At 58.7% G+C, this 26758-nt stretch carries 28 protein-coding genes; 2 read left to right on the top strand and 26 right to left on the bottom strand.

Features of this window, described 5'->3' with window-relative positions:
• Positions 1–38: 38 nt before the first annotated feature.
• From ccmI to ccmA, 9 genes are read right to left on the bottom strand one after another with little or no spacing between them, the layout of a single operon-like run.
• Positions 39–1313 carry a c-type cytochrome biogenesis protein CcmI gene (gene ccmI / locus QPL98_RS00515; RefSeq protein WP_153740441.1) on the bottom strand — a complete coding sequence of 425 codons (1275 nt, stop codon included), beginning with the start codon at positions 1311–1313 and terminating at the stop codon, positions 39–41.
• Positions 1314–1346: 33 nt separating this feature from the next.
• Entirely contained in the window at positions 1347–1829 is a 483-nt protein-coding gene (locus QPL98_RS00510; RefSeq protein WP_014421062.1) for a cytochrome c-type biogenesis protein, read from the bottom strand.
• The gene (locus tag QPL98_RS00505) at positions 1829–2365 is read right to left on the bottom strand and encodes a DsbE family thiol:disulfide interchange protein (RefSeq protein WP_199452226.1); all 537 of its coding nucleotides are present in this window, start codon (positions 2363–2365) and stop codon (positions 1829–1831) included. The genes QPL98_RS00510 and QPL98_RS00505 overlap by 1 nt, the downstream gene beginning before the upstream one ends.
• Positions 2362–4359, bottom strand: coding sequence for a heme lyase CcmF/NrfE family subunit (locus tag QPL98_RS00500; RefSeq protein WP_199452227.1), 1998 nt, complete (start codon positions 4357–4359; stop codon positions 2362–2364). Before QPL98_RS00500 ends, QPL98_RS00505 begins: the two co-directional genes overlap by 4 nt.
• A 34-nt stretch (positions 4360–4393) precedes the next feature.
• Positions 4394–4873, bottom strand: coding sequence for a cytochrome c maturation protein CcmE (gene ccmE, locus QPL98_RS00495; RefSeq protein WP_014421059.1), 480 nt, complete (start codon positions 4871–4873; stop codon positions 4394–4396).
• Between the two features lie 14 nt (positions 4874–4887).
• Entirely contained in the window at positions 4888–5121 is a 234-nt protein-coding gene (gene ccmD / locus QPL98_RS00490) for a heme exporter protein CcmD (protein ID WP_023009877.1), read from the bottom strand.
• A gap of 3 nt (positions 5122–5124) precedes the next feature.
• Entirely contained in the window at positions 5125–5868 is a 744-nt protein-coding gene (locus tag QPL98_RS00485) for a heme ABC transporter permease (protein WP_022991601.1), read from the bottom strand.
• Between the two features lie 58 nt (positions 5869–5926).
• Positions 5927–6652, bottom strand: coding sequence for a heme exporter protein CcmB (ccmB, locus tag QPL98_RS00480; protein ID WP_011785433.1), 726 nt, complete (start codon positions 6650–6652; stop codon positions 5927–5929).
• Complete coding sequence (ccmA, locus tag QPL98_RS00475; RefSeq protein ID WP_199452228.1) at positions 6642–7280, bottom strand: cytochrome c biogenesis heme-transporting ATPase CcmA; 639 nt, start codon at positions 7278–7280, stop codon at positions 6642–6644. Before ccmA ends, ccmB begins: the two co-directional genes overlap by 11 nt.
• Positions 7281–7416: 136 nt before the next feature.
• Here ccmA and QPL98_RS00470 point away from each other — a divergent pair, with 136 nt between their 5' ends.
• Positions 7417–8805, top strand: coding sequence for a flagellar hook-length control protein FliK (locus QPL98_RS00470; RefSeq protein WP_303292441.1), 1389 nt, complete (start codon positions 7417–7419; stop codon positions 8803–8805).
• The gene (locus QPL98_RS00465) at positions 8802–9122 is read left to right on the top strand and encodes an EscU/YscU/HrcU family type III secretion system export apparatus switch protein (RefSeq protein ID WP_011785436.1); all 321 of its coding nucleotides are present in this window, start codon (positions 8802–8804) and stop codon (positions 9120–9122) included. The genes QPL98_RS00470 and QPL98_RS00465 overlap by 4 nt, the downstream gene beginning before the upstream one ends.
• Here QPL98_RS00465 and QPL98_RS00460 read toward each other — a convergent pair.
• From QPL98_RS00460 to flhA, 17 genes are all read right to left on the bottom strand, one after another.
• Complete coding sequence (locus QPL98_RS00460) at positions 9102–10205, bottom strand: AAA family ATPase (RefSeq protein ID WP_303292440.1); 1104 nt, start codon at positions 10203–10205, stop codon at positions 9102–9104. The two genes, QPL98_RS00465 and QPL98_RS00460, sit on opposite strands and share 21 nt — an antisense overlap.
• Positions 10202–12481: an ATPase, T2SS/T4P/T4SS family gene (locus QPL98_RS00455; RefSeq protein WP_303292439.1), complete on the bottom strand. Its 2280-nt coding sequence runs from the start codon at positions 12479–12481 to the stop codon at positions 10202–10204. The genes QPL98_RS00460 and QPL98_RS00455 overlap by 4 nt, the downstream gene beginning before the upstream one ends.
• 26 nt (positions 12482–12507) lie before the next feature.
• Positions 12508–12900 carry a DUF2802 domain-containing protein gene (locus tag QPL98_RS00450; protein WP_113878975.1) on the bottom strand — a complete coding sequence of 131 codons (393 nt, stop codon included), beginning with the start codon at positions 12898–12900 and terminating at the stop codon, positions 12508–12510.
• 62 nt (positions 12901–12962) lie between these two features.
• Positions 12963–13451: a chemotaxis protein CheW gene (locus QPL98_RS00445; RefSeq protein WP_011785440.1), complete on the bottom strand. Its 489-nt coding sequence runs from the start codon at positions 13449–13451 to the stop codon at positions 12963–12965.
• A gap of 129 nt (positions 13452–13580) precedes the next feature.
• A complete protein-coding gene (locus QPL98_RS00440) occupies positions 13581–14357 on the bottom strand; it encodes a chemotaxis protein CheW (RefSeq protein ID WP_022991607.1) in 777 nt (258 codons plus the stop codon).
• Complete coding sequence (locus QPL98_RS00435) at positions 14350–15147, bottom strand: ParA family protein (protein WP_011785442.1); 798 nt, start codon at positions 15145–15147, stop codon at positions 14350–14352. The genes QPL98_RS00440 and QPL98_RS00435 overlap by 8 nt, the downstream gene beginning before the upstream one ends.
• A gap of 21 nt (positions 15148–15168) precedes the next feature.
• Positions 15169–15315: a hypothetical protein gene (locus QPL98_RS00430; RefSeq protein WP_157680627.1), complete on the bottom strand. Its 147-nt coding sequence runs from the start codon at positions 15313–15315 to the stop codon at positions 15169–15171.
• Between the two features lie 23 nt (positions 15316–15338).
• Positions 15339–16121 (bottom strand): flagellar motor protein MotD, encoded by a 783-nt coding sequence (motD, locus tag QPL98_RS00425; RefSeq protein ID WP_011785443.1) that lies wholly within the window; start codon positions 16119–16121, stop codon positions 15339–15341.
• A 19-nt stretch (positions 16122–16140) separates the two neighbouring features.
• Positions 16141–16881 carry a flagellar motor protein gene (locus tag QPL98_RS00420; RefSeq protein WP_011785444.1) on the bottom strand — a complete coding sequence of 247 codons (741 nt, stop codon included), beginning with the start codon at positions 16879–16881 and terminating at the stop codon, positions 16141–16143.
• Positions 16881–18026: a chemotaxis response regulator protein-glutamate methylesterase gene (locus tag QPL98_RS00415; protein ID WP_014421049.1), complete on the bottom strand. Its 1146-nt coding sequence runs from the start codon at positions 18024–18026 to the stop codon at positions 16881–16883. The genes QPL98_RS00420 and QPL98_RS00415 overlap by 1 nt, the downstream gene beginning before the upstream one ends.
• A gap of 33 nt (positions 18027–18059) precedes the next feature.
• Positions 18060–20171: a chemotaxis protein CheA gene (locus tag QPL98_RS00410; protein ID WP_303292437.1), complete on the bottom strand. Its 2112-nt coding sequence runs from the start codon at positions 20169–20171 to the stop codon at positions 18060–18062.
• Between the two features lie 18 nt (positions 20172–20189).
• Positions 20190–20975 (bottom strand): protein phosphatase CheZ, encoded by a 786-nt coding sequence (locus QPL98_RS00405; RefSeq protein WP_014421047.1) that lies wholly within the window; start codon positions 20973–20975, stop codon positions 20190–20192.
• A gap of 21 nt (positions 20976–20996) precedes the next feature.
• Positions 20997–21380, bottom strand: coding sequence for a chemotaxis response regulator CheY (cheY, locus tag QPL98_RS00400; RefSeq protein WP_011785448.1), 384 nt, complete (start codon positions 21378–21380; stop codon positions 20997–20999).
• Positions 21381–21540: 160 nt separating this feature from the next.
• Entirely contained in the window at positions 21541–22284 is a 744-nt protein-coding gene (locus QPL98_RS00395) for an RNA polymerase sigma factor FliA (protein WP_303292436.1), read from the bottom strand.
• Between the two features lie 32 nt (positions 22285–22316).
• Positions 22317–23129, bottom strand: a complete 813-nt coding sequence (locus QPL98_RS00390) for a MinD/ParA family protein (protein ID WP_011785450.1) — start codon at positions 23127–23129, stop codon at positions 22317–22319.
• A gap of 73 nt (positions 23130–23202) precedes the next feature.
• Positions 23203–24516, bottom strand: a complete 1314-nt coding sequence (gene flhF, locus QPL98_RS00385; RefSeq protein ID WP_303292435.1) for a flagellar biosynthesis protein FlhF — start codon at positions 24514–24516, stop codon at positions 23203–23205.
• Between the two features lie 55 nt (positions 24517–24571).
• Positions 24572–26746 (bottom strand): flagellar biosynthesis protein FlhA, encoded by a 2175-nt coding sequence (gene flhA / locus QPL98_RS00380; RefSeq protein ID WP_303292434.1) that lies wholly within the window; start codon positions 26744–26746, stop codon positions 24572–24574.
• Between the last annotated feature and the right edge of the window lie 12 nt (positions 26747–26758).

Here is a 26758-nt window from a genome sequence, read left to right as displayed (position 1 = left end):
CCAGAAAAAAGCCCGTCGAAGTGACGGGCTTTTCAATTTCAGTTGGTCAGTTCCTGGTTAATCACCAACTCGACAGGTGGTTCCGCTTCCGCCGGGGGCAGCACCTCTGCCTCAACCCGGCCTTCCCAGTCTCCCTGCTGCGGATTAACACTGCCTGAGCGGCTCAAACGGGCGACCACCACCACATCTTGCTGTGCAGAAATCGCAGATTCAGGGGACATGGCATAACGATCATCCAGCCGGATCTCGGCGGGCAAATCGCCGGCTGTCATCCTGGCAACAGCAACCGGCGCACCGCCCGCCGCAGCCGCTGGCCGCGCAAAGATGAACAGCACGGTATTGTCAGCCACTTGCTGGCGCAAACCTTCGTCCAGCGATACCCGTAAGGACACGCCCGGTCCAGCAGCCTGCTGAGGCTCGGAGGCAACTCCCTCAGGCGGGGTCTCGCCCAGGCGTCGGTAGGCCTCCTCGATACCGCCACGGATGGCCCCGAGCTGTGGATGGTCCGGCGCTACCTCGGTAATACGCTGCCAGTATTCAATGGCTTCCCGGTAGTTTTGCTGACCGAAGGCATTGATGCCCATCAGCCCCAGTGCATTGACCTCATCCGGGTTCAGGGCCCGGGCAGCCGCAATAGCATCGGTAACCGCCGGGGTCATCTCGCCTTCGCTGGCAAAATAGTTAGCCTGTGCAGCCAGCCCCAGGGCCACCGCGCTGGCGTTTCGGTCCTCGGATACCACATCGGCAAGACGGCGATAGGCCTCGGCCGCTTGCTCATAGCGCTCAAGACGCATGTAGGTCTGCCCCAACATCGCCCACCCATCGGCATTGTCCGGGCTTTCTTCAAGTCGCTTGCGCAGTTGGTCGGCCAATGCCGCCATGCGGGCCGTCTGGTCGCCTTGCGTGGCATTCATTTCCTGCATCGCAAGGAACTGCTCCACCTGATCCATGGAACCCCATTCCTGATACCCGAAATAGGTGCCCACCGGTAATACCAGGATCGCCAGCAAGGCGACAACCATGGCGCTACGCCGCCCGGGTACTCGTCGCTGGGTAACGGGCTCCTCCGGTACATCATCGAGCATGGCGCCCGCCAGCTCTTCCTTCAGCTGCTTGTAGCTCTCGTCATCCAGTATGCCGGCCTCGTGCTCGTTCTCCAGCTCTTTGAGCCGGGTGCGGTAGGCCAGAAGATTCTGATTTCTCAGATCCGCCTCCAGGCGGGCCCGGGGTTTATGAAAAAAGACTGGATAAAGCACAAAGGCCAGGGCCACCAGAATGAGTACGGTCCCGGCAATCCAGAAGGTATCGGTCATGGAAATATCGTCACGTCTCGAAATGAATGGGAGTTATCGGCGATCAGCCTTGTCACTTTGACTGGCCAGAATCTGCTCTGCCCGGGCGCGGTCTTCCGCACTCAGGGGCGGTTCGTCTTCACGTCTGCGGGCACGCCACACCACACCGGCCACAATCAGAAAACCGCCAATGGTGGCAATCGCCGGAAAGGCCCAGAGTAGAATGGTGCGGTTATCCACCGGCGGTTTGTACTGAACGAACTCGCCGAAACGGTCGACCAGAGCACCCACGATCTGTTCATTGGAGGCCCCATCCTGCATCATGCGGTAGACCTCGTCTCGCATATCCTTGGAGATCGGCGCATTGGAATCGGCGATGTTCTGGTTCTGACACTTGGGACAGCGCAATTCTGAGATCAATTGCTGATAACGCTGTTCTTCAGCCCGGGTATCGAAGTCATAGACTTCAGACACCTCGGCAATTGCCGGCCCCGAGAGCATCATCAATACGGCAAAGAAAGCAGGCAACAAACGCATCAGCTGTTCCCCCGGGCCTGAGCGATAACCGGCAAGAGCACTTCATCCCAGACTTTCTGGTTCACAACACCTACGTGGCGATAGCGCACCACTCCCTCAGCGTCGATAACAAAGGTTTCCGGCGCGCCATACACGCCCAGGTCAAAACCCAGCGTTCCCTTCGGATCGAAGATAATGGTCTCGTAGGGATTGCCCAGCCGGTTCAGGAACCGGAAGGCACTTTCCCGCTGATCCTTGTAGTTCAAGCCCACAATACGAACTCCCTGTTCCCGGGCCAGATACATCAGGTATTCATGCTCATCCCAGCATGAGGGGCACCACTCGGCCCATACATTCAACAAGGACACTTCGCCCTGGAAAACTGAGGGATCCAACTGAACCTCCGGATTGTCCAGAGACTCCAGGCTGAATTCGGGAACGGGCTTGCCGATCAGCACGGATTCCAGTTTGGTGGGGTCCTTGCCCAGGCCGGCAAACAGGAATATCCCCACGCCGACGGCAATCACCAGCGGCAGGAACAGCAATATCCGCTTCATGAGGACGCCTCCGCCACTTTACCCGGCGCTGCCGGCTCGCCGCTTTTCACGGCTTCCTCATCGCGCACACGAATACGGTATCGCTTGTCGGCAATCGCCAGGAATCCACCAATGGCCATCACCAGGGATCCGAGCCAAAGCCATCGCACTAACGGTTTATACTGCAGCCGGATAGCCCAGGCATCGTCACTGATACGCTCACCAATGGCTACAAATATATCCCGGAACAGGCCGGCATCAATGTCCGCTTCGGTCATCACACTCATGCCAACCGGATACTGTCGCTTTTCCGGATGCAGGTCAGTCACGATCTCCCCATCCAGGTAAACATTGAAGCTGCCGTACTGAGCGGTAAAGTTGGGGCCACGACGCTCACCAATGTCGGTGAATACAATCTCATAATCCCCCACCATAGCGCGGTCACCCGGCTGCATGCGCACATCACGCTCAATCCCGTAGTTGGAAACCACCGTCGCACCGGCCATCACCATGGCAAGCCCCAGATGCCCGAGAACCATGCCCCAGTAACTGCGGGACTGGCGCTTCAGGCCATGCCAGCGCCCTTTGCGGGAGGCGGATTTATCCCAAAGGTCCCAGGCGGTGGCCACCGCTACCCACATGGCCGCAAACACACCCAGGAAGGCCCAGGGTGCAAACCCTCCGTAGCCGATCATCACCCCCGCGCTGGCAATCAGGCTGACGGCCAGCGGCCACAGCAGCTTGCGGGCCAGCCAGCCGCCGTCGGTTTTCTTCCAACGCGAGAAAATGCCTGCGCCCAGCAGCAGGCCAGTTGCCACCGCCAGAGGACTGAAGGTGGTATTGAAGAACGGTTCACCAATAGACAGCTTGCCCAGATCCAGATAATCCAGCACCAGCGGGTAAAGCGTGCCGATGGCCACAAGCATCGTGGCAGATACCAGCAAGACATTGTTCAGGAGCAGGAAGATTTCCCGGGACAGAGAGCCATAACGGGAGCGGACATGCACTACCGGCGCCCGGAAGGCATAGAGGGTCAGGCTGGCCAGAATGGTAATGCCCAGCAGCGCCAGCAGAAAACTGCCTCGCTCCGGATCCGACGCGAAGGCGTGAACGGAGGTGAGCACACCGGAACGAACCAGGAAGGTACCCAGCAGGCTCAGTGCGAAAGTGACAATAGCCAGCAACACGGTCCAGCTCTTGAAGACCCCGCGTTTTTCCGTGACTGCCAGCGAGTGCATCAAGGCGGTACCCGAGAGCCAGGGCAATAGTGAGGCATTTTCAACCGGGTCCCAGAACCACCAGCCGCCCCAGCCAAGCTCGTAATAGGCCCACCAGCTGCCCAGGGCGATGCCCACCGTCAGGAAGGACCAGGCAACCGTGGTCCAGGGGCGCGACCAGCGAGCCCAGGCCGCATCCAGTCGGCCGTTGATCAATGCCGCAATGGCAAACGCAAAGGCCACCGAAAAACCAACATAACCCATATAGAGCATGGGCGGGTGCATGATCAGGCCGATGTCCTGCAACAGCGGATTCAGATCCTGCCCATCTGCCGGTACGTTCGGCAGCAGACGGTCAAACGGGTTGGAGGTCAGAATGATAAACAGAAGGAAGCCAACGGAGACCATGCCCAGAACCGACAACACCTGGGATACCATCACCGAAGGCAGTTTACGGCTGAAGATGGCAACGGCCAGCGTCCAGCCTATGAGCATCAGTATCCACAAGAGCAACGAGCCCTCATGGCCGCCCCAGACCGCGCTGAACTTGTAGTACCAGGGCAACATGCTGTTGCTGTTATTGGCCACATAGGCCACCGAGAAGTCATCCACCAGAAAGGCGTGGGTCAGGATCGCAAACGCCAGGGCGGTGAACACAAACATGCCGGACGCCAGTGGCCGGGCAAATGCCTGCAGGCTGTCACGCCCGGTCAGAGCGCCCGCAAGCGGCACCACGGAGAGAAGTACTGCCAGCAGCAACGAGAGAATCAGTGCAAGCTGTCCGAGTTCCGGATACATCGGGTTTCTCCAACGTCAGAAATGAATTGGGCGCTCAGTACGCCGTGGTTTCCGCGGCTTTTTCCACATCAGCAGACTTGTGCTGCCCCTTGGAAGAGCGCTCCAGCGCCTCGGCCACTTCCGGTGGCATATAGTTCTCATCGTGTTTGGCCAGAACCTGATCGGCCACGAACACGCCCTGTTCATTCAGCCGCCCCATGGCAACCACGCCCTGCCCCTCGGCGAACAGATCAGGCAGTATGCCCTCGTACTGTACCGGCACCGACGCGGCATAGTCGGTCACCCGGAAGTTCACCTTCAGGCTGTCGGTATCCCTTGCCACACTGCCCTCTTCAACCATGCCACCGGCCCGGATCCGGACATCAACCGGCGCGTTACCCGCAGCAATTTCCGTAGGATCGTAAAACAGGTTGATATTCTGTCGGAGGGCATAGGTGGTCAGGCCTACCGCAATGGCAATACCGGCCACCAGAAAGAGCACAATGGTCAGTCGTTTTTTTCGGATCGGATGCATGGATTACCTGCTGTTTATTCCTGGGAAACTTCGACACGGGCGAACGTAGCGGCCTGTTTTGGCCGGGCACTGGTGCTGCTATCCTGCTGCTGGTAACGGCGTTTGCAGCTGGCCATAACCGCCTGATGATGCCGGGACGACCAGATCATCAGGCCCACCAGCAGAACGGCGAACACGGCATAACAGGCCCAGACATAGGGACCATGGCCTTCCATTGCGATAAATGCTGAAAAAGAATCAAACGCCATCGGTCAGCCTCTCCCCGCCATCACCAGCTCTCTCACCCAGCGGGTTTTTTGCTCCCGCATGACAATTTCGGTTTTCATGCGCAGACACGCCAGCCAGCCAAACAACAGGTATAAACCGAGCACCGAAAGCAGCAGCGGAACCCACATCTCAACGGGCATAGAGGGCTTTTCGGTGAGTTTGAACGTGGCCGGCTGGTGCAGTGTATTCCACCACTCCACGGAGTATTTGATAATCGGGATATTTACCACCCCCACCAGCACCAGCACCGCTACCGCCCTGGCAGCGGATTTTTCGTCATTGATGGCCCGATCGAGGGCGATAGCACCGCCATAGAGGAAAAGCAGAATAAGCATGGAAGTCAGCCGGGCGTCCCACACCCACCAGGTCCCCCAGGTAGGCTTACCCCAGACGGCGCCGGTGAATAGCGATAGGAAGGTAAAAACCAGGCCAACCGGCGCCACGGCTTTCACGAAGACATCCGCCAGTTTCATGCGCCAGACCAACGTAACGATGGCGGCGGACGCCATCATGATGTAAATGGATTGGGCGAGAAAGGCAGTGGGAACGTGGATAAAAATGATGCGATAGCTGTTGCCCTGCAGATAGTCTTTGGGAGCAAACGCCAGCCCCCAGACCAGGCCGGCAAGGAGCAGAATGATACCGATCGCCAGCAACCACGGCATAAACCGGGTTGCAATCCCGAAGAACCATTTGGGAGAACCCAGTTTGTGAAAGAATTGCCACATCAGTTGGTCACCATCTTCACTGTTATCGTTTGGTTGGTTGCCGGCCCCAAAGAACCGATCAGCTGTTCGAAAGACTGATTCTCAGGGCCGCTGCCGAGGCGAAAGGCGACAGGGTTACCGCCAGAACCAGAAACGCGCCCATCAGAGCCAGGTATCCGCCAACCGGCGCGCCTTCAGCTGCCGCCGCTACCGTGCCGGTACCAAAAATCAGCACGGGAATGTACAGCGGAATGATCAGCAGTGACAAGAGCACGCCTGCCGAGCGCAATCCCAGGGTCAAAGCTGCGCCAATAGCTCCGATCATGCTCAGTACCGGGGTGCCGATCAGGAGCGTTAGACACAGAATTGCAATAGAGTTCCCGTCCAGGTGCACCATAACGCCTAAAACCGGCGCTAACAGCACCAGTGGCAGGCCCGTCAACACCCAGTGTGCGGCTGTTTTGGCCAGCACCAGCAGGAACAGAGGCTGAGGCTGCAGTACCAGCTGCTCCAGGGTCCCATCGTCAAAATCGTGACGAAACAGATGGTCCAGCGACAGCAACACCGACAGCAAAGCCGCTACCCAAAGGATACCGGCTCCGGACTGTTTCAGAAATGCCACTTCCGGGCTGACTCCCAGGGGAAAAAGGGTTACTACCATGATGAAAAACAGCAACGGGTTCAGCAGATCCTGCCGCTGCCGGAAAGCCACCCGGACGTCCCGGGCAAAAACTGCCGCCATGGCGGCTATCGGGCCAACCGATTCAGACACCGGCTTCAGTGCCGGCCGCCGATCAGCATTCATGTACACCTCCGGCACCCAGGGTGATGCGTTTCATACCTGGCAACTGGAGTTCATGGTGGGTCGTCACCAGCACCGCCCCCCCTTCCTCGGCACGTTGCTGTAGCAGCGACTCAATCGCTCGGACACCGTCTGCATCAATCGCAGTAAAGACTTCGTCCAACAGCCAGAGTGGCTCGTCGGCAATCAGCAACCTGGCCAATGCCACACGGCGTTGCTGCCCGGCAGACAGATTCCGGCATGGTACGTTTTCAAATCCTGTCAGCCCGGTACCTGCCAGTGCCTGAACCAGCACCTCGTCGCTCACCTCCCGACGACCGGCCATCAGCGCTTTCAGGTTCTCGACCGGGGTAAGCAATGGTTTGATGCCGGGCCGATGGCCAATGTAAAGGGTGTTTCGAAGAAAAGACTCGCGTTGCCGGGCCCTGGGCTCGCCGCACCACAGCAATTGACCCGACCAGGCGTCGTTCAGGCCAGCAAGGATTCGCAGCAATGTTGTCTTACCGGTACCGTTGGGGCCCTCGACACGGGTAACCGTACCGGGCAGTATGGAAAAGGACAGATTCTGGAACAACAGGCGCTCGTCCCGTTCACACTCAAGATCTATCGCCTGTAGTAACGGCTCGGACATCAGGGCTCCGTTTCAGAGCGATGGATGCGCAGCAGGCATCAGGTGCATGTAATGAAGGACACACGGGTGCCAACATGAAATCAGGGCATTCACTGCCAGCGCGGCGTATTATAACGAAAGCGCCAGCATATTACTCTTGCCCGACATCAAATCGACACCAATGAAACTGAACGGCGGACCACCACCCTTACCCCCGAAACAGCCCGCGCCGGACCAGCCCCCCCGGAGTCCGGCCGCGGTTACTCCCGGCACCAGCACGGCGCCCGGGGCTGCGCTTTCGGCCAGACAACAACTGGCCCAGTTACAGCTGGCTGATCGGGAGACAGCGTTGGCCAAAGTGGCTGAGATCCTGAGGCAGAAAGGCGGGGGCCATGAGCTGTTGCTGGAACTGCGCGGACAATCCCTGAAAGTCGCTGCCGGCAACCAGCCACCGGATCTGTCCGTGGGCGATCTGATCAAGGTCATGCGGGCCGGTAACGAATTGCAGCTGATAGGCAAGCTGGCGCCGGGCCAGGAGAGTGCCGTTGCCCGGGCCCTGGCCCAGCGACTACCCTGGCAACAGAGCCTTCAGGCTGGCCTGACACAACTGTTCAGTGCCATGAGCCAGGGCCTGAAACTGCCACCCCCACCCGGGCAATTGCCATCTACCACCAGCGCACAGCCTCTGCCAGTGCCCGCACAGCAGGCCTTGCAAAAGCTGATCAACCAGTTACCCAAGGCTGACGCCCTGGCGCCAGGCGCCGGCAAGACCGAATCCATGGCCACTCAGGTGCGGCAGTGGTTGTCTGAAAGCGGCCTGTTTTCCGAGGCTCGATTGCTACAGACCGGCCCTTCCGCCGCCAGCCAACCGGATCTTAAACTGGTACTCGCAAAGGTGGTGTCGGCTTTGCTCACCAGCCAGAACCAGGGGCCGGAGCAATTCAACCGGCTGACCCCCCTGGCCAGCCAGGATTTGCTACAGGCCCCATTACAGTTTCCCAGGGCACCAGCGCCCGCGGCCTCTAAGAACACCGGGGAACCTGCCACGGTCGGGCAGACCCTGCGACTGCTTGCAGGCATGTTGAACCGGATTACGGTAAACCAGTTGCACAGCCAGACCTTGAATGCCAGGGCCGGCGGCGAACCTGGCGTGCCCGTGAACACTCTGCTGATTGAACTGCCATGGTTAACGCCGCAACAGGAACCCCGAACGGCACAATTGCGACTGGAACAGTACTCACAGGAGAAAGACGGCAACAAACGACCGGAACGGACCAGCGCCAGTGAGTGGCGATTGTCCCTGTCTATGGATCTGGACGATGCGGGCCCGCTGCATTTCGATGTCACCTTCCGGCCGCCGTCCGTGAGCGCTATGGTCTGGGCTGAAAACCAGACCACCCTGAGAACCGTGCATCGCGAGCTGCCGCTGCTGCGCCAGAGCCTGAACGACCTCGGGCTGGAAGTTGCTGACCTGGATTGTCGCAGGGGCAGCCCTCAGCAGATGCAAACCCGGCTGGAGCACCGACTGGTGGATACCAAGGCATGACCGAAAACGCACAGAACAATATCCCGGCCGCTGTTGCCCTCAAGTACGACGGTGAACGGGCACCGGTTATCTCGGCAACCGGCACGTGGGAACTGGCCGAGGAAATCATCCGGATTGCCCGCGACAACAATGTTCCGTTGTACGAGAATGCCGAGCTTGCCGGCATTCTGGCGCGTCTGTCGCTGAATGAAGAGATTCCGGAAGAGTTGTACCGGGTGATCGCGGAGATTCTGGCGTTTGCTTTCCACATCCGGGGCCGGACACCCGGAGATGCCCGGCCAGAAGAAGATAACCCGTCAGTGGATCAGGGAACGTAACGCCCAGGCCTGTTGCCAATGCTCACCTTTGCGTGGCGCCACAGTGGTATCGAAGTAATGCTTCAGGCGTCGGCGGTCCTCCGGCTGATCCTTCAGGGCCGAGCCTATAACGTGGTGCATCATGTGTTCAACGGTCATGGCGCCGCCACCGTAATACCACGCATTCAGGCTGGCGGCGTGGGCCACGGATACCGCCTCGGCGGTGGACAGGGCCGCCCCTGCCAGCCGGTCGGTGCTTCGCCCGTCCAGAGTCTGCCCGTTACGCAATTCGTGGAAGATGGTCACCAGCACTTCCACCACCGACTGCTCCAGCGCCACATCGATTCCGGCACGCCGGTTGGCTCTGGCCACTTCCCGAAGAACCACATCGATCTCATCGTTCAGGTGCCGTATCGGCCGGATTTCCTCAAAGTCCATCCGTCGTTTCAGGGCCGCACTCATGCTGTGAACACCCTCATCAACACTGTTTGAGGTGGCCACCAGGTTAAAGCCTTCCCGTGCCAGAATAACGCCGTCTTCCCCCGGCAATTCCGGGATCACCACGACCCTGTCGGAAAGTACAGACAGCATGGCATCCTGCAGCGCCTGCGGGCAGCGGGCGATTTCTTCAAACCGGACCAGCTGCCCCTCCATCATGCCCCGCAACAGCGGGGTTGGCACCAGCGCCTTTCGGCTGGGGCCCTCGGTACGAAGCAGAGCTTCGTTCCAGCTATAGAGCAACTGGCTGACCTGGCTGATGGCGCCGCCCTGCAAGGTCAGCGTGGAATTACCCGAAATCGCCGCAGCGAGCAGCTCCGACAGCCAGGATTTGGCCGTACCCGGCTCCCCGACCAGCAAGCACCCCCGGGACGTACACAGGGAAATGATGATCCGGACCACCATAGCCCGGTCGGCGACAAACTTACGCTCTATACCCAGTTTTTCATCGCCCAGCAGAAACTTCTCGACGCCCCGGGGCGACATCAGCCAGCCAGGAGGCATCGGGCCCGGATCCATGGACATCAGTTTGTCCAGTTCCTCGCGGTAGGTTACTTCTGCCGGCTCGCGCTGGGCCGCCTTGTTCTGGAATTTGGTGTTTTTCATCCGATACTCCTGCGGCCACCACGAACTTCCGGTGCCATGCGCTCCCGGGGCAGAATACGAGGCAACTCGGCCAGCGGGATGATGCCCTCTATGACATGATCCAGGGCACTGTCACGCATGGTCACGAGACCGGCATCCAGCGCTCGCCAGCGCAGCTCCCCGATGGGAGGCTGACTGGAGATGGCGTTACGGATATCCGCGTCCACCTCCATATACTCCACAATCGCGACCCGGCCCTGAGTACCCCGGCCGTTGCACTTGTCGCAACCCTCCCCTTCAAAACACCGGAAATCCGCCGGCGCACCGTCCGGGAAAACCTCCGCCATAATGGCAGGATCGGGCCTGGCCGGCTTGCGGCAATGCTTGCAGATTCGCTTCGCCAACCGTTGCGCAATCACTGCCAACAATTCGCCGGCGATGGAGTTGGGATGAACGCCCAGGTCGTAAAGTCTCTGCAGGGAATCCACGGCGTCGTTACAGTGCAGCGTGGAAAGCACCACGTGACCGGTCTGAGAGGCGCGAATGGCTTCCAGAGCCGTTTCCTGATCCCGGATTTCACCGACCAGGATGACATCCGGGTCTTCCCGAACGAACGCCCGCATGGCATCGGCAAAACTGAATCCTATTTCAGAACGTACGCGGGTTTGCTGGATGTTGTCGATGGAGTACTCAATGGGGTCCTCCACGGTAATCACCTTGCGGCGACCATCATCAGCCAGCGTCTGAAGCCCCGCATACAGTGTGGTGGATTTACCGGACCCGGTCGGCCCAACCACCAGCACCAGCCCGGCCGGGTTATCCAGCAGGCGCTGATAACGGGAACCAATGGCCGATGACATCCCCAACTCAGCGATGGTCATTGCCCGACCGGTTTGCGGCAACAGACGGATAATCGCATTCTCACCGTGCAGTGAGGGCTGGGTCTGGATCCGCAAATCGTAGGAGGTGTCTCCGAGCTGCAGCCTGGAACGCCCACCCTGGGGCAACCGGTGCTCAGCGATATTCAACTCCGCCCGAAGCTTGATGACGTTGATAACGCCGCGAATTTCCCGGGCAGACAACTGGTATTGCGGTAAATCGTGCAGATCGCCATCCACCCGCAAGCGAATGCGCACCCGGTTCTCATACTGTTCGATATGAATATCGCTGGCCTTCTCGCTGACGGCATCCAGCAGAATAGCCTCATACACAGACACCAGATACGGGCTGATGTGTTTGTTGCTGTCCTTGCCGAGCAGATCATTGCCCGATGTATCCGGTTTTTCGGTGCTGCCCACCGACAGGCCATGCTCCGCCACAAAGCGGCTGCCCTTGACAGTCAGATCCAGCGCCGACCAGATCCGCCGGAAGTCCGTCGGTGTCACCAGCAGACAGACAATTCGATGCTTGGGTGTCAACCGTTCCATCTGATCGGTACGTGCATCCGGGTCGTCGGTGACCACGGTCAACGTGCTGTCCTCTTCCGACACCGGGATCACGCGGGAGAGATCCAGAAAGGTTCGGGAAAAACGCCGGAACAGGTCCGTATTCAGATGACTGAGTACGTCATCACCATCGGTAAACGTCATGCCCCGCTGCTGGGCAAGAGACCGGTAGAGATCAATCTCTTCCAGATTCAACCGGCGACGCAGGACATCCAGTACCCGTTCGTTTTTGGTCGCCGCCTCGGTGCGGGCATCCGCCGGTGCCGCTTCGGAGACCACGCCAAGATCAATCAGAATCTGTTCAGAGTTACGGTTGAAATCCACCCAGCCCAGGGTTCTGACCCGCTCCAGCTTGTCGCCCCTGCGCTGGAACATGGCGACACTGGGCACCGGCCCCGCCCGACCCTCCAGGCAAACCAGGTTCCCGCCCTCGCGCAGGTTCGGCAGAAGCGCCTTGGGGTCCTGAATGAAGGTCGTACACAGAATCAGGTCACAGGGCGCGTCCAGTTCCAGCCCGGTATCTGCCGAGGCCTGAACAACATCCACATTATGGACGCCGTGCTTGAAAAAGCGCTCGCGGGCTTTTTCCACCAGTGCCGGGTTGCGGTCAACATAAACCACCCGGTGAGCCAGATCCGCCAGCACGGCGGTCACATAACCTGAGCCGCCCCCAACGTGCATGACAACCTGGTCAGGCTCGATCTCTGGCATCAGGCTCAGCAGGTGTCGAACCGTTTCTTCTCTGGGTATTGAGTGGCCGGTGATGGAGGGGACGAGATCGGCACCGGAAACAAAATCAGGGCGGGAAACAACAGCGAGGGCCTCAACGGCCCTCTGATAGAGCTTCTTCATTCAGCAGCATCCGATAAAACGCCGGATCAGGCCGCCTGTCGCCGCTTCAGGGCAGATACCAGTTCGGCCTCCGGACGGGAAATTCCGCAAGTATTCATAAGATCGTCGATATCCGCTCCAAGATCAACCAGTCGCGCGGCTTCGTCGTAGGAAATTCGCAACGGATCATTCTGCCGCATTTCTTCCAGAGTGTTCTTGAGCTCATGAATCTGCCGCTCACAGGCTACCAGGCGCTGCCCCACGCCGAGGCTGCCACTGGTAGTGGCATGCAGTTCACGGCCAAGGGTATCGCAACGTTGTTTGACAGAAGCCTGTAAGGCCCGGATACGCCGGCCATGGATAACACCCTGAACCAGAACCAGAGTGATGGCTGCAGCGGTCAGGCCCCAGGGGAGCCAGGAGGGAATGATGAAACTCATAATGGACGTCTCCGTTGTTTGTGACCACGGGAGACGTCCATCACTGCGCTGTGAAAAGCCGGTTACAGCGACGCGATTTCAGCCCACTCGTGGTCTGACAGCATCTTGTCGAATTCGACGAGAATAATCAGCTCGCCGTTCTTGTTGCACACGCCCTGGATGAACTTGGCACTTTCCTCGTTCCCCACGTTCGGTGCAGTTTCAATTTCACTGGCCTTGAGATAGACCACCTCTGCCACAGAATCCACCAGAATGCCCATCACCTGGCTGGACGACTCCATGACCACAATCCGGGTGGCATCGGTCACTTCCGCGTCCGCCAACCCGAACCGGCGACGGGTATCGATAACCGTAACCACGTTACCCCGCAGGTTGATGATCCCCAGCACATAATCCGGGGCTCCGGGAACCGGCGCGATTTCCGTGTAACGCAGCACTTCCTGGATCTGCATCACGTTGATGCCATAGGTTTCGTCATCCAGGCGGAAAGTCACGTACTGCAGTACCTGATCGTCCTGGGCCTGATTTTGCTGTCCGCTCGGGGATGCCATAGCACTCTCTCCTTCTCGGCTGCCCGGCGGGCAACCTGATCGTCAAAAATTCATCATCAGTGCCCAATACTATAGTTAAGGGCACAAACCGTGCCAGCCTCACACGGTTTCATTGAGTAACGGACCTGTTTAACTCAGATCCAGATGGTGTTCACGCTCTGCCCGCACCAGCAGATGCGCCATGGTGCGCACATCGATCAACGCACACATGTGGTCAACCACGGTGCCCGCCAGCCAGGGGCGCTTGCTGCGCGCTGTGCGCCAGCGCACTTCATCCGGCCGCAGCGTGAAAGACTGGGCCACATCGTCACAGGCCAGCCCCCACTCACTGTCATCCAGCCGGATCACAAACCGATAATTGTCCCGGGCACCAGCCGGTACCCGGCCAGCCATAATCCACTCGGCGGTGTCCACAACCCGCAGGTTGTGGTCCCGATCCGGCCGTATCCCCATGTACCACCGGGGACTGCCAGGAATTGGCCGGATCTCTTCTTCAATACGATGGATGGCGCCCAACAGAACCAGCGGCACCGCCAACTGCAGCCCGGCCACCGTAAAAATCAGGCACTCGAACGGCTCTTCCGACCAGTCCGGGCGCGCCGGTGGCACCTCGCCATCGTTGCCCGGGGCCGTGACCGGCGCCTCCGTCTGAACCGGCTCCGGCGCTTTCTGTTCCACCACAGGTGCCTGAACGATTGGGCGAGGACGGGCTCTGGTGACAGGCTTTGCTTCGGTTTTTACCGGTTTCGGCGGCTCCGGTTCCGGTTGCGCCACTAACGGCTCCGGCTCAGGCTGTACCTGCTCTTCCTGCAACGCAGTGCTGGTGGCGGTGTGCAGCAACTCATCCAGATAACTGGCAATGGCCGCTTCCGGCGCAGCCAGTTGCGTCATTTTTCTGTCAGCCATGCTGACGCTCCTTCACCGAACCGGTTCGCTTCAGGAGGTCGTCCAACAAATGATCGTAGGCCCGGACACCGTGGGTTTCCGCATCCAGTTGCGAGGGAATAACCCCGGCCTGGCTGGCATCCCGGAATTTGGTATCAACCGGTACGGCGAAACGCCAGAGGGTATCCTGATAGGTCTTGCGCAACAGATTAAGGCTCTTGACCGAAGCCTGCGTCCGGCGATCATAGAGTGTGGGAACGATCATGTACGGTAATTCGTTCTTCTGGGAGCGCATGATCATTTGCAGGGTGTGCAGCATTCGTTCCAGGCCCTTGATGGCCAGAAACTCGGTCTGTACCGGAATCACCAGGTACTGGGCAGCGGCCAGTGCATTCACCATGAGCACACCCAGTGACGGCGTGTTGTCGAGAATCACGTAGTCAAAATCATCCCACAACTGGGCCAGGGCACGGGAGACAATCAGCCCCATACCCTCAACGCCAATCATCCGACGCTCCAGGGTGGCCAGTGCAGTACTGGCAGGCAGCAGCGACAGCCCGGGGCAACCGGTATCGGTGATCAGTTGCGCCGGCAGGCCTTCAGGAACCTTGCCCTGATGCTGAAACAGATCAAATACGCTGTGGGCGATGGTATCCGGGTCATAACCAAACCAGCTGGTCAGCGATCCGTGCGGATCCAGATCAACCACCAGCACACGCTTGCCACGTTGGGCCAGCAGTCCGCCCAGGGCGACCACAGAGGTTGTCTTCCCCACTCCACCTTTTTGATTGGCTACAGCCCAGATACGCACGTTTTGTTCTCCGGTAACGGCTCAGCCTGGCGTCATGCGCCGGCCTCTGTTCAACTTATCGGCAAGGATACGGGTAACTTGAAAGCCGAATCGATGGTTTTGCGGCAACCCCTTGCCGATTCGGACGATGAACAACAGGTAATACAGGAAGTGTGCCAGCTCAGCCATACGCATCTGCCACCTGCAGGTGATCAGCGCACCGCCCCCCGGATGCTTGCATCCCGGGAGATCAGCAGAACCACCCGGCGGTTACGCCGCCGGCCCTCCTCGGTGTCGTTGCGGGCCACGGGCTGGTATTGACCATAACCCACCGCTGCCAGGCGCTCTGGCTCGATGCCCTCCATCATCAACATCCGGGCGACAGCCGCTGCACGGGCGGTCGAAAGTTCCCAGTTGGACGGAAAGCGGCTGGTACGAATAGGTTGGTTATCGGTAAAGCCTTCCACCTTGACCGCATTGTCGCGGTTGCGCAGTACACTGGCGATCTTTTCAATGACTTCAAAAGAGTCGTAATGGGGCTCAGCATCACCACTACCAAAGAGCATGCTGTTCGGCAGATTGAGTTCAATCCACTCGCTGCTGGTTTCCAGACTCACCACCCCCTGATTGATCAATTCGTCGAATTCCATGGCAAGCTGGTTGGCCATGGTTCGCAAAGCCTCGGTGCGACCCTCGGCATCCAGCTCCGGATTACGGGGCGCCTCGGTAACCGGCGGCGGAATAACATCTTCATGCTGTTGTTGCGGCGCCCGGACCGGCTGGCCGCCCACGGTGACCGGTTGTAATGAGCGCTGCGGGGCGTTAAAGACACCGGTGAAGGTTTCCGACAGCACCTTGTACTTGCCCTCATTCACGGACGATACCGAGTACATCACCACGAAAAAGGCAAACAGAAGCGTGATGAAATCCGCGTAGGAAATCAGCCAGCGTTCCTTGTTGTGGAGATCATCCTGGGGTGGTCTGCGACGGCGCATAGGAAGCCCTGGCCCGGAATTACTGCAGGAAGCCCCGCAGTCTCAATTCGATGGATTTCGGGTTTTCGCCCTCGGCAATGGCGATAATGCCATCGATCATCATGTCCTCATAACGGGTGCGTTCCTTGATGATGCCCCGCAATTTATTGGCCACCGGAAAGAACAACAGGTTGGCCAGGGCAACGCCGTAGATGGTCGCCACAAAGGCCGTGGCGATGCCGCCACCCAGTGATTGGGGATCTTCCAGATTGGTCATGACCTGAATCAGGCCCATCACCGCGCCAATAATACCGATAGTGGGGGAATACCCACCCATGGCCTCATAGACTCTGGCCGACTCCAGATCGCGCTGCTCCCGGGTTTCCAGGTCGACTTCCATGATACTGCGAATGGACTCGGGCTCGGCACCATCAACCAGCAACTGCAGCCCTTTCCGGGCAAACGGCTCGGGCTCTCTCTCCGCAAGCCCTTCTAGGCCCAGCAGGCCCTGTTTGCGGGCTTTGACGCTCCAGTCGATGACCTTGCCAATGCCATCTTCCAGCGAGATGTAGGGCGGAATAAACACCCAGCGAACCTGACCGAAGGCACGCTTGAGCATCGGCCAGGAGGTTTGCAGGATGGTCGCCGCCAGAGTTCCGCCCACCACGATCAACCCGGCCGGGCCGTTGAACAGCGAACTGACAGCGCCTCCTTCCAGCAGATTGCCACCCAGGATGGCCACGAACGCCAGGATGATTCCGAGCAGGCTCAGAATATCCATCAGCTCACACCTTCAACCAGCCGCGCGCCAATATCCTCCAGCGCCAGAATCTCGTCGCTCAGTCCGGCTTTGGCCACAGCCATCGGCATGCCATAGATGACGGAGGATTTCTCATCCTGGGACCAGATCACGGAACCGGACTGCTTCATCATCCTGCAGCCTTCCTTTCCGTCGGAACCCATACCAGTAAGGATCAGACCCAGGGTTTTGCCTGGGAAGCTCCTGGCCAGAGAACCGAAGGTAACATCCACACAGGGTTTGTAATTCAAGCGGTCATCGCCCGGAAGAATCCGCACTTTTGCCTGCCCGCCGCGACTTTCAATCATCATCTGCTTGCCACCGGGCGCCAGCAGGGCCAGTCCCGGACGAAGCACGTCGCCGTCCTCGGCCTGGCGCACCTCAATGCGACACAACTTGTTGAGCCGCTCGGCAAAGGCCGGAGTGAAGCTGGCGGGCATGTGCTGAACCAATACGATGGGCGCGGGAAACGAAGCCGGTAACGCCGTTAGCACCTTTTGCAGCGCAACGGGGCCACCGGTGGAAGTGCCGATGGCTACCACACTGTAGTGCCTGGCGGCCGTTTTTCTGGTGGGTTTACGAACCGGCTCGGAGGTCGCAGGGTCTTTACGGGGTTCCGTCGTTACCGGGCGGTGCAGGCGCGAACCGGCGCGCTCGACAGGTTCACGGCGAGGTTCCGCAGCCGGTGCCGCCGGCCTCGGGGCCACAGGCGCCGATCGGGCACCCGGGCGGCTACCGGCCACATCCAGAATACGCTGGATAAGGATTTTCTGAAGTTGACTGGTGTCCCTGGCAATTTCCTCGAAGTTCTTGGGCAGGAAATCCACTGCCCCGGCTTCCAGGGCATCCAGGGTAACGCGGGCACCTTCATAGGTCAGGGACGAGAACATCAAAACCGGGGTGGGATGTTTGCGCATGATCTCGCGCACGGCAGAGATGCCGTCCATCACCGGCATCTCGTAATCCATGGTGATCACATCGGGGCGCAGTTTTTCTGCCAGCTCGACACCTTCCCGCCCGTTGGTGGCGGCGCCTACCACTTTAATCTGGCCCGAGGCCGTCAGGATTTCCGTCAGCCGTTTGCGAAAAAAGCCCGAATCATCCACGACCAGGACAGAAACTGTCATCCATTTCTCCTACACAATCCCGGAAATTCCTGCTCAGCCGTAGTGCTGCAGGAGGCTCGGCACATCAATAATCAGGGCAATACGGCCATCACCGGTGATGGTGGCGCCGGCCATACCCGGCGTCCCCTGCAGGGCCCGGCCCAGAGGCTTGATCACCACCTCTTCCTGGCCAATCAACTGGTCAACCACGAAGCCGACCTGCTTGGTGCCCATGGCCACAATCACCACGTGCGCATTCTCCGGCTCGGCCTGTCCTGCCGCCCCGTGCACCAGCCAGCGCTTGATGTGAAACAGCGGGAACACTTTGTCCCGCACCACAATGCATTCTTTGCCGTCGACAATATTGGTCTTGGTCAGATCCAGGTGGAAAATCTCCACCACATTCACCAGCGGCAGCGCGAAAGACTGGTCACCGAGCATGATCATCAGCGTTGGCATAATGGCCAGAGTCAGAGGCACCTTGATGATAATGCTGGTGCCCTTGCCCTGTTCGGACATGATATTGATCTGGCCATTGAGCTGGCCGATCTTGGTTTTCACCACGTCCATACCGACACCCCGACCGGAGACATCGGAAATCTGGTCTTTGGTGGAGAAACCGGCCGCAAAAATGAGATTGAAACATTCGTTATCGGTTAGACGGTCTGCCGCATCCTGGTCGTACAGGCCCTTTTCTACCGCCTTGCGACGCAGGACATTGGGATCCATACCCGCACCGTCGTCGACGATGGACAACAATATATGGTCGCCTTCCTGCTCCGCCGACAGGGTCACGGTTCCGGCTCGGGGTTTTCCGGCCTTCTCCCTTACGTCCGGCGCTTCGACACCATGATCCACGGAGTTTCGGACCAGGTGCACAAGTGGGTCGGCCAGCGCCTCGACCAGGTTTTTATCCAGGTCGGTTTCCTCACCGTGCATGACCAGGTTCACTTCTTTTTTCAGACTGCGGGCCAGATCACGCACTACCCTCGGGAAACGGCCGAAAACTTTCTTGATCGGCTGCATCCGTGTTTGCATGACGGCAGCCTGAAGATCCGTAGTCACCACATCGAGATTGGCCACTGCCTTGTGCATGTGTTCGTCTTCGCTTTCGGAACCCAGACGCTGCAGTCGGTTACGCACCAGCACCAGTTCGCCCACCATGTTCATGATGTCGTCCAGGCGCTTAGTATCAACCCGAACCGTGGTTTCGCCCGCTGGTGCGGCCTCACGGGCAGGCGCGGGCGCCGGTTTGGCAGCGGCCTTACTCTCAGCTTTGGCTTCCGCTTTCTTTGGTTCCGGGGCTGGTTCGGCCTTGCTGGATGGCGCCGGTGAAGGCTTGGGCTCACCTGCGCTCGGGCCTGCACCCTTGCCATGCAGTTCGTCCAGCAGGTTCTCGAATTCGTCGTCGGAAATCAGATCGGCGTCGCCGGATGATTTTTCCGGGCCACCGCTGGTATCAGTATCTGCCTTGGCTGTTTCAACTTCCGCAGGCGCGCCGGCAAACTGGCCCTTGCCGTGGAGTTGATCCAGCAGGGCCTCAAATTCATCGTCGGTAATCTCATCACTGTCTGAGCCGCCGGCAGATTCGGCCGGGGTGCTCACCTGCCCGTTGCCGACCGGTTTCTGGCCATCGGATTTTTCATCCGCCAACGCGTCCAGCAACTGCTCGAATTCATCGTCAGTGATATCGCCCTGGTCCCCTTGCGGCCCGACATCCGCAGACGACGACTCCTGTGCCGGGGTTGGCGCTTCCGCCGCCGGTGTATCCTCGGACTCAGGTTTGGCGAGGGCGTCCAGGGCTTCGATCAGTTCGTCCGGCGCAGGCGTCGGCTCTTCCCGGTTGCGAACTTCTTCGAACATGGCATTAACGTTGTCCAGCGCCTCCAGCACCACATCCATCAGGTCCGGTGTTACCTTGCGCTTGTGGTTCCGGAGAATATCAAACACGTTCTCCGCAGAGTGGCAGCAATTAACCAGTGCCTCCAGTTGAAGGAAGCCAGCGCCCCCTTTCACGGTATGGAAGCCACGGAAAATGGCGTTCAGCAGATCGCTGTCATCGGGATGCTGCTCCAGATCCACCAGCTGCTCCGACAACTTTTCGAGTATCTCGCCGGCTTCTACCAGGAAGTCCTGCAGGATCTCTTCATCAGCATCTAACGCCATGCGTCACCCTCTTTATTATCAGAATCCGAGACTGGACAGCAGATCGTCCACGTCGTCCTGCCCCGAAACTACATCTTCCCGCTCATCAGCTTTAATCTGTGGTCCTACCCCTTTTTCGGCCGATTCTTCTTTTTCTTCAATCTGATGCACCGTGCCGGTCAGCTGATCCACGTGGCTGGCCATCACTACCAAGCCAAGAAGATTGTCTTCCACTTCTTTCACCAACGCGGTGACCTTCTGGATAACCTGGCCAGTAAGATCCTGAAAATCCTGAGCCAGCAGGATTTCCGACAGATTCTGGTACAGACTGTCGGAGTCTGTCGTCAGGCCCGCGAAGAACTTGTCGATGCGACCATAAAGCTCGCGAAACTCCGCAGGCTCCATTTCACGACGGCGCAGACGCTGCCACTCATCCCGCAGGGAAACCGCTTCATCCCGCATGGCGTGAGCCACCGGCATGCTTTCCTCAACCAGATCCATGGTGCGGTTCGCCGCCTGGCTGGTCATCTGAACCACATAGGCCAGACGGTCAGAAGCGTCGCTCATCTTCGACAGCACTTCTTTCTGCTCGGCATTACGCGGGTCTATCTGGAAGTTCCGGATTGCCTCATGGAGGCTGCGGGTCAGTCGCCCCACTTCCCGATACAGACTCTGATCGCGAACCTCGCTCAGTTCATTGATCAGGGTCATCGCCTTGGCATAATTCCCGGCGTTTACATTCTCGGCCAGGTCGGAGGCCTGCTTTTGAAGCTTCTCCGCCACCTCCGGATCAAGGCCCTGATGGTTCTGTTTGGTATCACTCATGGCGAGCCATCCGACCTCTGGTTACTGGATTCGTTCGAAGATTTTCTCGATCTTTTCCTTCAGCACGGCTGCCGTGAAAGGCTTGACCACATATCCGTTCACCCCGGCCTGAGCCGCAGCCACGATCTGGTCCCGCTTGGCCTCTGCCGTTACCATCAGAACCGGCAGGTTCTTCAGGTTTTCATCAGCACGGACAGCCTTCAGAAGGTCAAAGCCCGACATGCCGGGCATGTTCCAGTCAGTCACCAGGAAGTCATACTTGCCGCTTCGGAGCATGGGCAACGCGGTGTTGCCATCGTCTGCTTCATCCGTATTGGTGAAGCCGAGATCTCGCAGCAGGTTTTTGATGATGCGTCGCATTGTGGAGAAGTCATCCACAATGAGAATTTTCATGTTCTTGTCCAATGGGACCTCCAGTCAGTAACACCCGGAATTCATTCAGCCTTTTGGAAGTCTAGCAGGCTGCTACCTTAAGCGCTTATTGTGTGGTGTTTGCGCACGTTGTAAAGCATCGTTTACCAAAAGCTACACAGCTTGCTGAAAGAGAAACACAGCACCTGGCCGATCAGTCGTTGTCACCGTCCCGCCATTCGGCCAGCCGGCTGCGAAGTCGCAACGCCGCCTGGCTGTGAATCTGGCTTACCCGGCTCTCACTGACCCCGAGCACCGCCCCAATTTCCTTGAGGTTGAGCTCTTCCTGGTAATACAGGCTCAATACCAGCTTTTCACGCTCAGGCAACTGCTCAATGGCGTCTGCCAGACTGCGCTGGAAAGCGCCGGAAGCAATACCGTCCAGTGGATTACCACTGGTCTCTGCTTCTTCTATCGGCAGCTCGCCGGATTCATTGAGCTCATCAAGACTAAAAAGTCTACCGCTGTTCGCGTCGGCCAGTGAGGCATGATACTCGTCCAGACCAATACCGAGCTCTTCAGCTACTTCGGCATCCTGGGCCTCGCACCCGGTACGATCTTCCACTTGTTTGATAGCACTGGCGATTCGCCGGGCGTTGCGATGCACTGAGCGGGGCACCCAGTCGCCCTTGCGGATCTCATCCACCATGGCACCGCGGATGCGAATCCCTGCGTAGGTTTCAAAGGTGGCACCTTTGCCGGAAGAATAGCGCTGCGCGGCCTCCAGCAGGCCAATCATACCTGCCTGCATAAGGTCTTCCAGCTGCACTGATGGCGGCAGCCGGGCCATGAGATGAAGGGCGATTTTCTTGACCAGCGGCGCATGCTCTTCAATCAGGGCTGAAGGGCTCCTGGCGCCGGCCTGGTGGTAAATTCCCAGATGTTTCGCCAATGTCATGTATCCGGTTTTCTTGTAGGACTGGATTCAGATCAGACTTCGACGAGCCGCTCCACGAAGAATTCGAGATGCCCCCTGGGAGAGGACGGCAAAGGCCAGCTATCCACTTTTTCGGCCAGAGCCCGGATAGCCAGCGAGGCTTTCGCCCTCGGATAGGCATCCAATACCGCTTTCTGTCTTTGGACGGCTTTCTTGACGGCCTCGTCGTAAGGCACGATACCTACATATTGTAGTGCCACATCCAGAAAACGCTCGGTGACCCGGGTCAGTTTTTCAAACAGATGGCGGCCTTCCTGCTCATTGCGGACCTGGTTTGCCAGGATACGGAAGCGGTTCGTGCCATAATCCCGGTTCATCAGCTTGATCAGCGCGTAGGCATCGGTAATGGAGGTAGGTTCGTCGCAGACCACCAGCAGAAGTTCCTGCGAGGCCCTGAGGAAGCTGACTACCGATTCAGAAATACCTGCGGCGGTATCCACAATCAGAACGTCAATCTGATCGCCCAGCTCACTGAAAGCGTTGATCAGGCCGGCATGTTCCATGGCGCTGAGCTGGGTCATACGCTGGGTGCCGGAGGAAGCCGGTACAATCTTGATACCACCAGGACCATTCACCAGCACGTCTTTCAGATCACAATCGCCGCTGAGTACGTCTTGCAGATTTCGATTAGCAGTAATGCCGAGCAACACATCGATGTTGGCGAGCCCGAGATCCGCGTCCAGCAAGACAACCCGGCGCCCCTTCTGGGCCAGGGCGATACCGAGATTGACCGAAACATTGCTCTTGCCGACACCGCCCTTGCCGCCGGAAACCGCAATCACCTGAACCGGATGTGGTCTGCTCATACTGTTATCAGTCTCTTACTACGTTCTTGTACGGGCACGCGTGCCGGTGTTTTATTCTGGTCGCCAACGAGGCTCAGGCACCTTCGGCGACTGTCTGTGCGCTCTGCACGGCCTTAAGCCGTTCTACGCCCAGGCGCACTAACGGAATGGCCTCCGCCCTCTGGAGATCTTCCGGTATCTTCTGGCCATCGGTGTACCAGGCCACCGGTAAGCTGGTCTCCATAACGAACCCGAGCGCTTCGCCCAGGGTCAGGGCCTCATCAATCTTGGTCATGATGCAGCCTGCAAGGCTTGCCATCTTATAGCAATGCCACACGGATTTCATGATACGTGGCTGACTGGTGGCGGAGACCACCAGATGTGTACGGATATTGTGATCGCTGCGAGCCAACTCCGCCAGTTGTTCCTGGTAACCGCGGTCGGCACTGGTCAGGCCGGCAGTGTCAATCAGCACCAGGTGTCGATCCGATAACTCATCAAGAATGTCATCCAGGGAATGGCTCTCATCCACCACACGCACGGGCACATTCAGGATGCGGCCGAACACGAAGAGCTGTTCATGAGCGGCCACACGATAGCGGTCGGTGGTCACCAGTGCCAACGAATCCGGACCATGCTCAAGGACGTAGCGGGCCGCCAGCTTGCCAATGGTGGTGGTTTTGCCAGACCCGGTTGGCCCGACCAGGGCATAGATACCGCCGGCATCAAGCCAGTCTTCGCGACCGGTACGAACGCCGGTCGCCAGCATTTTCAGTGACTGCTTCCAGCCGTCCTCCAGACGCCCGGCCCGGTGCCGACGGGACAGAGAGCCGGCCAGCTCCGCGCCCAAACCGAACTCCTGCAGGCGCTCGGCCAATCGTTGCTGAACTGCGCTGTTGCCGGTCGGCGTGGCAGTTGCAGCCTTACCACTGACCAGATCACGCAGAGAGCTGATTTCGGCACGCATACTGGCCAGTTCATCGGCATAGCCACCGGCGCCGGATTCGCTACCCGCAAACGGCTTTGCCACTGTTACATCACTGGGACGTGACGCCGGAAAATCGGCCGCCTCGAAAGACAAGGACGACGCCGCGCCACCTGAGGCGCCACTTCCTGCGCGCTTTTCCCGAACCTCACGAATGCGACTGCGGGACCGGTTCAGCTCATCTTCCAGCCGACGATGCTGCTCGGCCTGCATCTCTGCCAGCCGGGAGCCGTTGGTGGCTTCAACCGCTCTTTCACCCAGACGCTGGCGCGCCATGTTTTCGTCGTAGTCGAGTGCCGTCACGATCTCAACACCACCATCAACCCGGCGGTTAGACAGAATAACGGCATCCGGCCCCATTTCGTGGCTTACCTGCTTCAGGGCCTCAGCCATGGACTGCGCAAAAAACCGTTTTACTTTCATGCTGCTTCATCCTCCCACCGGCAAGCGCTCTGGCTTCCCGCGATGCTCCGTCGGTTTATTGACCTACAGAGGCGACTATCGTGATCTGTTTGTTATCCGGGATTTCCTGGTACGAGAGCACATGCAAACGCTCTACCCCATAGCTGGCAAACTTCGCCAGTACTGGCCGCAAGGGCCCTGAAACCAGCAGGATGGCAGGCTTGCCGAGCATTTCCTGGCGTTGCACGCTGTCCTGAAGGGATCGTTGCAGCTTTTCCACCATGTTGGGCTCAAGCACCAGACCAATATCATCCTGACCGCCGGATTGTTGACTCTGCTGAACAGACTTTAGCAATAACTGTTCCAGGTCTGGATCCAACGTGATAACGGGGATTTCGGCGTCGTTGCCGCAGATACTCTGAACAATCATTCGGCGCAGCGCCTGGCGAGCCACCGTGGTCAGCACTTTCGGGTCCTGACTCTTCGGATGCACGTTCACGATGGCCTCGGCAATGGAGCGCATATCCCGCACCGGCACTTCTTCTTTCAACAGGTTCTGCAACACTTTCAGCAGGATGCTGATGGAAATGGTGGTCGGCACCAGCTCCTCCGCCAGCTTGGGCGAAATCTTCTCCAGCTGGTCCAGCCACTTCTGGGCCTCCTCGTGACCGATTAGTTCGTGAGCGTGTTTCTGCAGAATCTGGTTCAGATGTGTCGCCACCACGGTGCTCGCATCCACTACGGTGTAACCCAGGGTCTGGGCCTGATCCTTTCTGTCGGACTCAATCCAGATGGCGTCCAGGCCGAAGGCGGGGTCCTTGCCGGCAATGCCTTCAACTTTGCCAAACACCTGCCCCGGATCAATGGCCAGCTCCCGCTCCGGATGGATCTCGGCCTCGGCAATGGTCACGCCCATCAGGGTAATCCGGTAGACGTTCGGCATAAGATCCAGGTTGTCGCGAATGTGCACCGAGGGCATGAGGAAGCCCAGATCCTGCGAAAGCTTCTTACGAACCCCTTTGATCCGACTGAGCAATTGTCCACCCTGGGATTTGTCTACCAGCGGAATCAGGCGGTAGCCCACTTCCAGCCCGACAATGTCCACCGTGGCCACGTCATCCCATCCGAGCTCGCGGGTTTCTCCCGGCGCCGGCAGTGCCTGCCCCTCGCCACCCGGACGATCCGGAGAGATTTCCGCACCCTGCCGGGCCGCACCACCAGCCATGCCGCCACGGCCAACAAAACCACCTTCATCCTCAACCGTTTGCTGCTGTTTCTTCCAGATAAACCAGGCTGCGCCAGCGGCCAGCAAACCAAGGCCGAGAAACGCGATGTGGGGCATCCCCGGAATCAGGCCAAGCAGAATCAGGATACCGGCCGCAATGCCCAACGCTTTGGGAGCGCTGAACATCTGCTGAATGATCTGGCCACCCATGTCCTGACTGGACGTTACCCGGGTAACCATGATGGCGGCCGACGTGGAGAGCAACAGCGAGGGAATCTGGGCAACCAGACCATCACCGATGGTCAGCAGGGCATAACGCTCCATTGCCAGACCAAAATCCAACCCGTGCTGCATCATGCCGATAGCCACACCACCAACGATGTTGATAGCCAGGATCAGCAAACCCGCAACGGCATCGCCTTTCACAAACTTCGAGGCACCGTCCATAGAACCGTAAAAGTCCGCTTCCTGAGCGATTTCCGAACGGCGGGACTTGGCCTCGTCCTGATTGATCAGCCCGGCGTTCAGATCGGCATCAATCGCCATCTGCTTGCCAGGCATGGCATCCAGAGTGAAGCGGGCACTGACCTCAGACACCCGGCCGGCACCTTTGGTGACAACCAGAAAGTTGATGATCATAAGGATGGCGAAAACCACCAGACCAACAGCGTAGTTTCCCCCAATCAGGACTTCACCAAAGGACTCGATGACCTTACCGGCAGCATCACCGCCCTCATGGCCGTTCAGCAATACAATCCGGGTGGACGCCACGTTCAGGCCCAGCCGCAACAGGGTGGCCACCAGCAATACCGTGGGAAACGAGGCAAATTCCATCGGCCGCATGGCGTACACACAGACCAGCAGAATGACGATGGACAGAGTGATATTGAAGGTGAAGAACACATCCAGCAGGAACGCCGGCATGGGCAGAATCATCATGCCAAGCAGCCCCATCAGCATCAGGGGGATGCCGAGGTTCCCCCGCGTCAGGGATTTGACGTTGTTAAGGACTAGCGTTCTGTCCATGCCGGGTCTGTC

This window comes from Marinobacter sp. ST-43 (assembly GCF_030541085.1).
Taxonomy (GTDB): Bacteria; Pseudomonadota; Gammaproteobacteria; order Pseudomonadales; family Oleiphilaceae; genus Marinobacter; species Marinobacter nauticus.
The sequence above is the reverse complement of the archived record's forward strand: the minus strand, read 5'-3'. Positions and strand labels throughout refer to the sequence as shown.

Bases quoted from the DNA above. Each gene is read 5' to 3' on its own strand.
- ccmI (WP_153740441.1), bottom strand. From the start codon at position 1,313: ATGACCGATACCTTCTGGATTGCCGGGACCGTACTCATTCTGGTGGCC.
- QPL98_RS00510 (WP_014421062.1), bottom strand. From the start codon at position 1,829: ATGCGTTTGTTGCCTGCTTTCTTTGCCGTATTGATGATGCTCTCGGGG.
- QPL98_RS00505 (WP_199452226.1), bottom strand. From the start codon at position 2,365: ATGAAGCGGATATTGCTGTTCCTGCCGCTGGTGATTGCCGTCGGCGTG.
- QPL98_RS00500 (WP_199452227.1), bottom strand. From the start codon at position 4,359: ATGTATCCGGAACTCGGACAGCTTGCACTGATTCTCTCGTTGCTGCTG.
- ccmE (WP_014421059.1), bottom strand. From the start codon at position 4,873: ATGCATCCGATCCGAAAAAAACGACTGACCATTGTGCTCTTTCTGGTG.
- ccmD (WP_023009877.1), bottom strand. From the start codon at position 5,121: ATGGCGTTTGATTCTTTTTCAGCATTTATCGCAATGGAAGGCCATGGT.
- QPL98_RS00485 (WP_022991601.1), bottom strand. From the start codon at position 5,868: ATGTGGCAATTCTTTCACAAACTGGGTTCTCCCAAATGGTTCTTCGGG.
- ccmB (WP_011785433.1), bottom strand. From the start codon at position 6,652: ATGAATGCTGATCGGCGGCCGGCACTGAAGCCGGTGTCTGAATCGGTT.
- ccmA (WP_199452228.1), bottom strand. From the start codon at position 7,280: ATGTCCGAGCCGTTACTACAGGCGATAGATCTTGAGTGTGAACGGGAC.
- QPL98_RS00465 (WP_011785436.1), top strand. From the start codon at position 8,802: ATGACCGAAAACGCACAGAACAATATCCCGGCCGCTGTTGCCCTCAAG.
- QPL98_RS00460 (WP_303292440.1), bottom strand. From the start codon at position 10,205: ATGAAAAACACCAAATTCCAGAACAAGGCGGCCCAGCGCGAGCCGGCA.
- QPL98_RS00455 (WP_303292439.1), bottom strand. From the start codon at position 12,481: ATGAAGAAGCTCTATCAGAGGGCCGTTGAGGCCCTCGCTGTTGTTTCC.
- QPL98_RS00450 (WP_113878975.1), bottom strand. From the start codon at position 12,900: ATGAGTTTCATCATTCCCTCCTGGCTCCCCTGGGGCCTGACCGCTGCA.
- QPL98_RS00445 (WP_011785440.1), bottom strand. From the start codon at position 13,451: ATGGCATCCCCGAGCGGACAGCAAAATCAGGCCCAGGACGATCAGGTA.
- QPL98_RS00440 (WP_022991607.1), bottom strand. From the start codon at position 14,357: ATGGCTGACAGAAAAATGACGCAACTGGCTGCGCCGGAAGCGGCCATT.
- QPL98_RS00430 (WP_157680627.1), bottom strand. From the start codon at position 15,315: ATGGCTGAGCTGGCACACTTCCTGTATTACCTGTTGTTCATCGTCCGA.
- motD (WP_011785443.1), bottom strand. From the start codon at position 16,121: ATGCGCCGTCGCAGACCACCCCAGGATGATCTCCACAACAAGGAACGC.
- QPL98_RS00420 (WP_011785444.1), bottom strand. From the start codon at position 16,881: ATGGATATTCTGAGCCTGCTCGGAATCATCCTGGCGTTCGTGGCCATC.
- QPL98_RS00415 (WP_014421049.1), bottom strand. From the start codon at position 18,026: ATGACAGTTTCTGTCCTGGTCGTGGATGATTCGGGCTTTTTTCGCAAA.
- QPL98_RS00410 (WP_303292437.1), bottom strand. From the start codon at position 20,171: ATGGCGTTAGATGCTGATGAAGAGATCCTGCAGGACTTCCTGGTAGAA.
- QPL98_RS00405 (WP_014421047.1), bottom strand. From the start codon at position 20,975: ATGAGTGATACCAAACAGAACCATCAGGGCCTTGATCCGGAGGTGGCG.
- QPL98_RS00395 (WP_303292436.1), bottom strand. From the start codon at position 22,284: ATGACATTGGCGAAACATCTGGGAATTTACCACCAGGCCGGCGCCAGG.
- QPL98_RS00390 (WP_011785450.1), bottom strand. From the start codon at position 23,129: ATGAGCAGACCACATCCGGTTCAGGTGATTGCGGTTTCCGGCGGCAAG.
- flhF (WP_303292435.1), bottom strand. From the start codon at position 24,516: ATGAAAGTAAAACGGTTTTTTGCGCAGTCCATGGCTGAGGCCCTGAAG.
- flhA (WP_303292434.1), bottom strand. From the start codon at position 26,746: ATGGACAGAACGCTAGTCCTTAACAACGTCAAATCCCTGACGCGGGGG.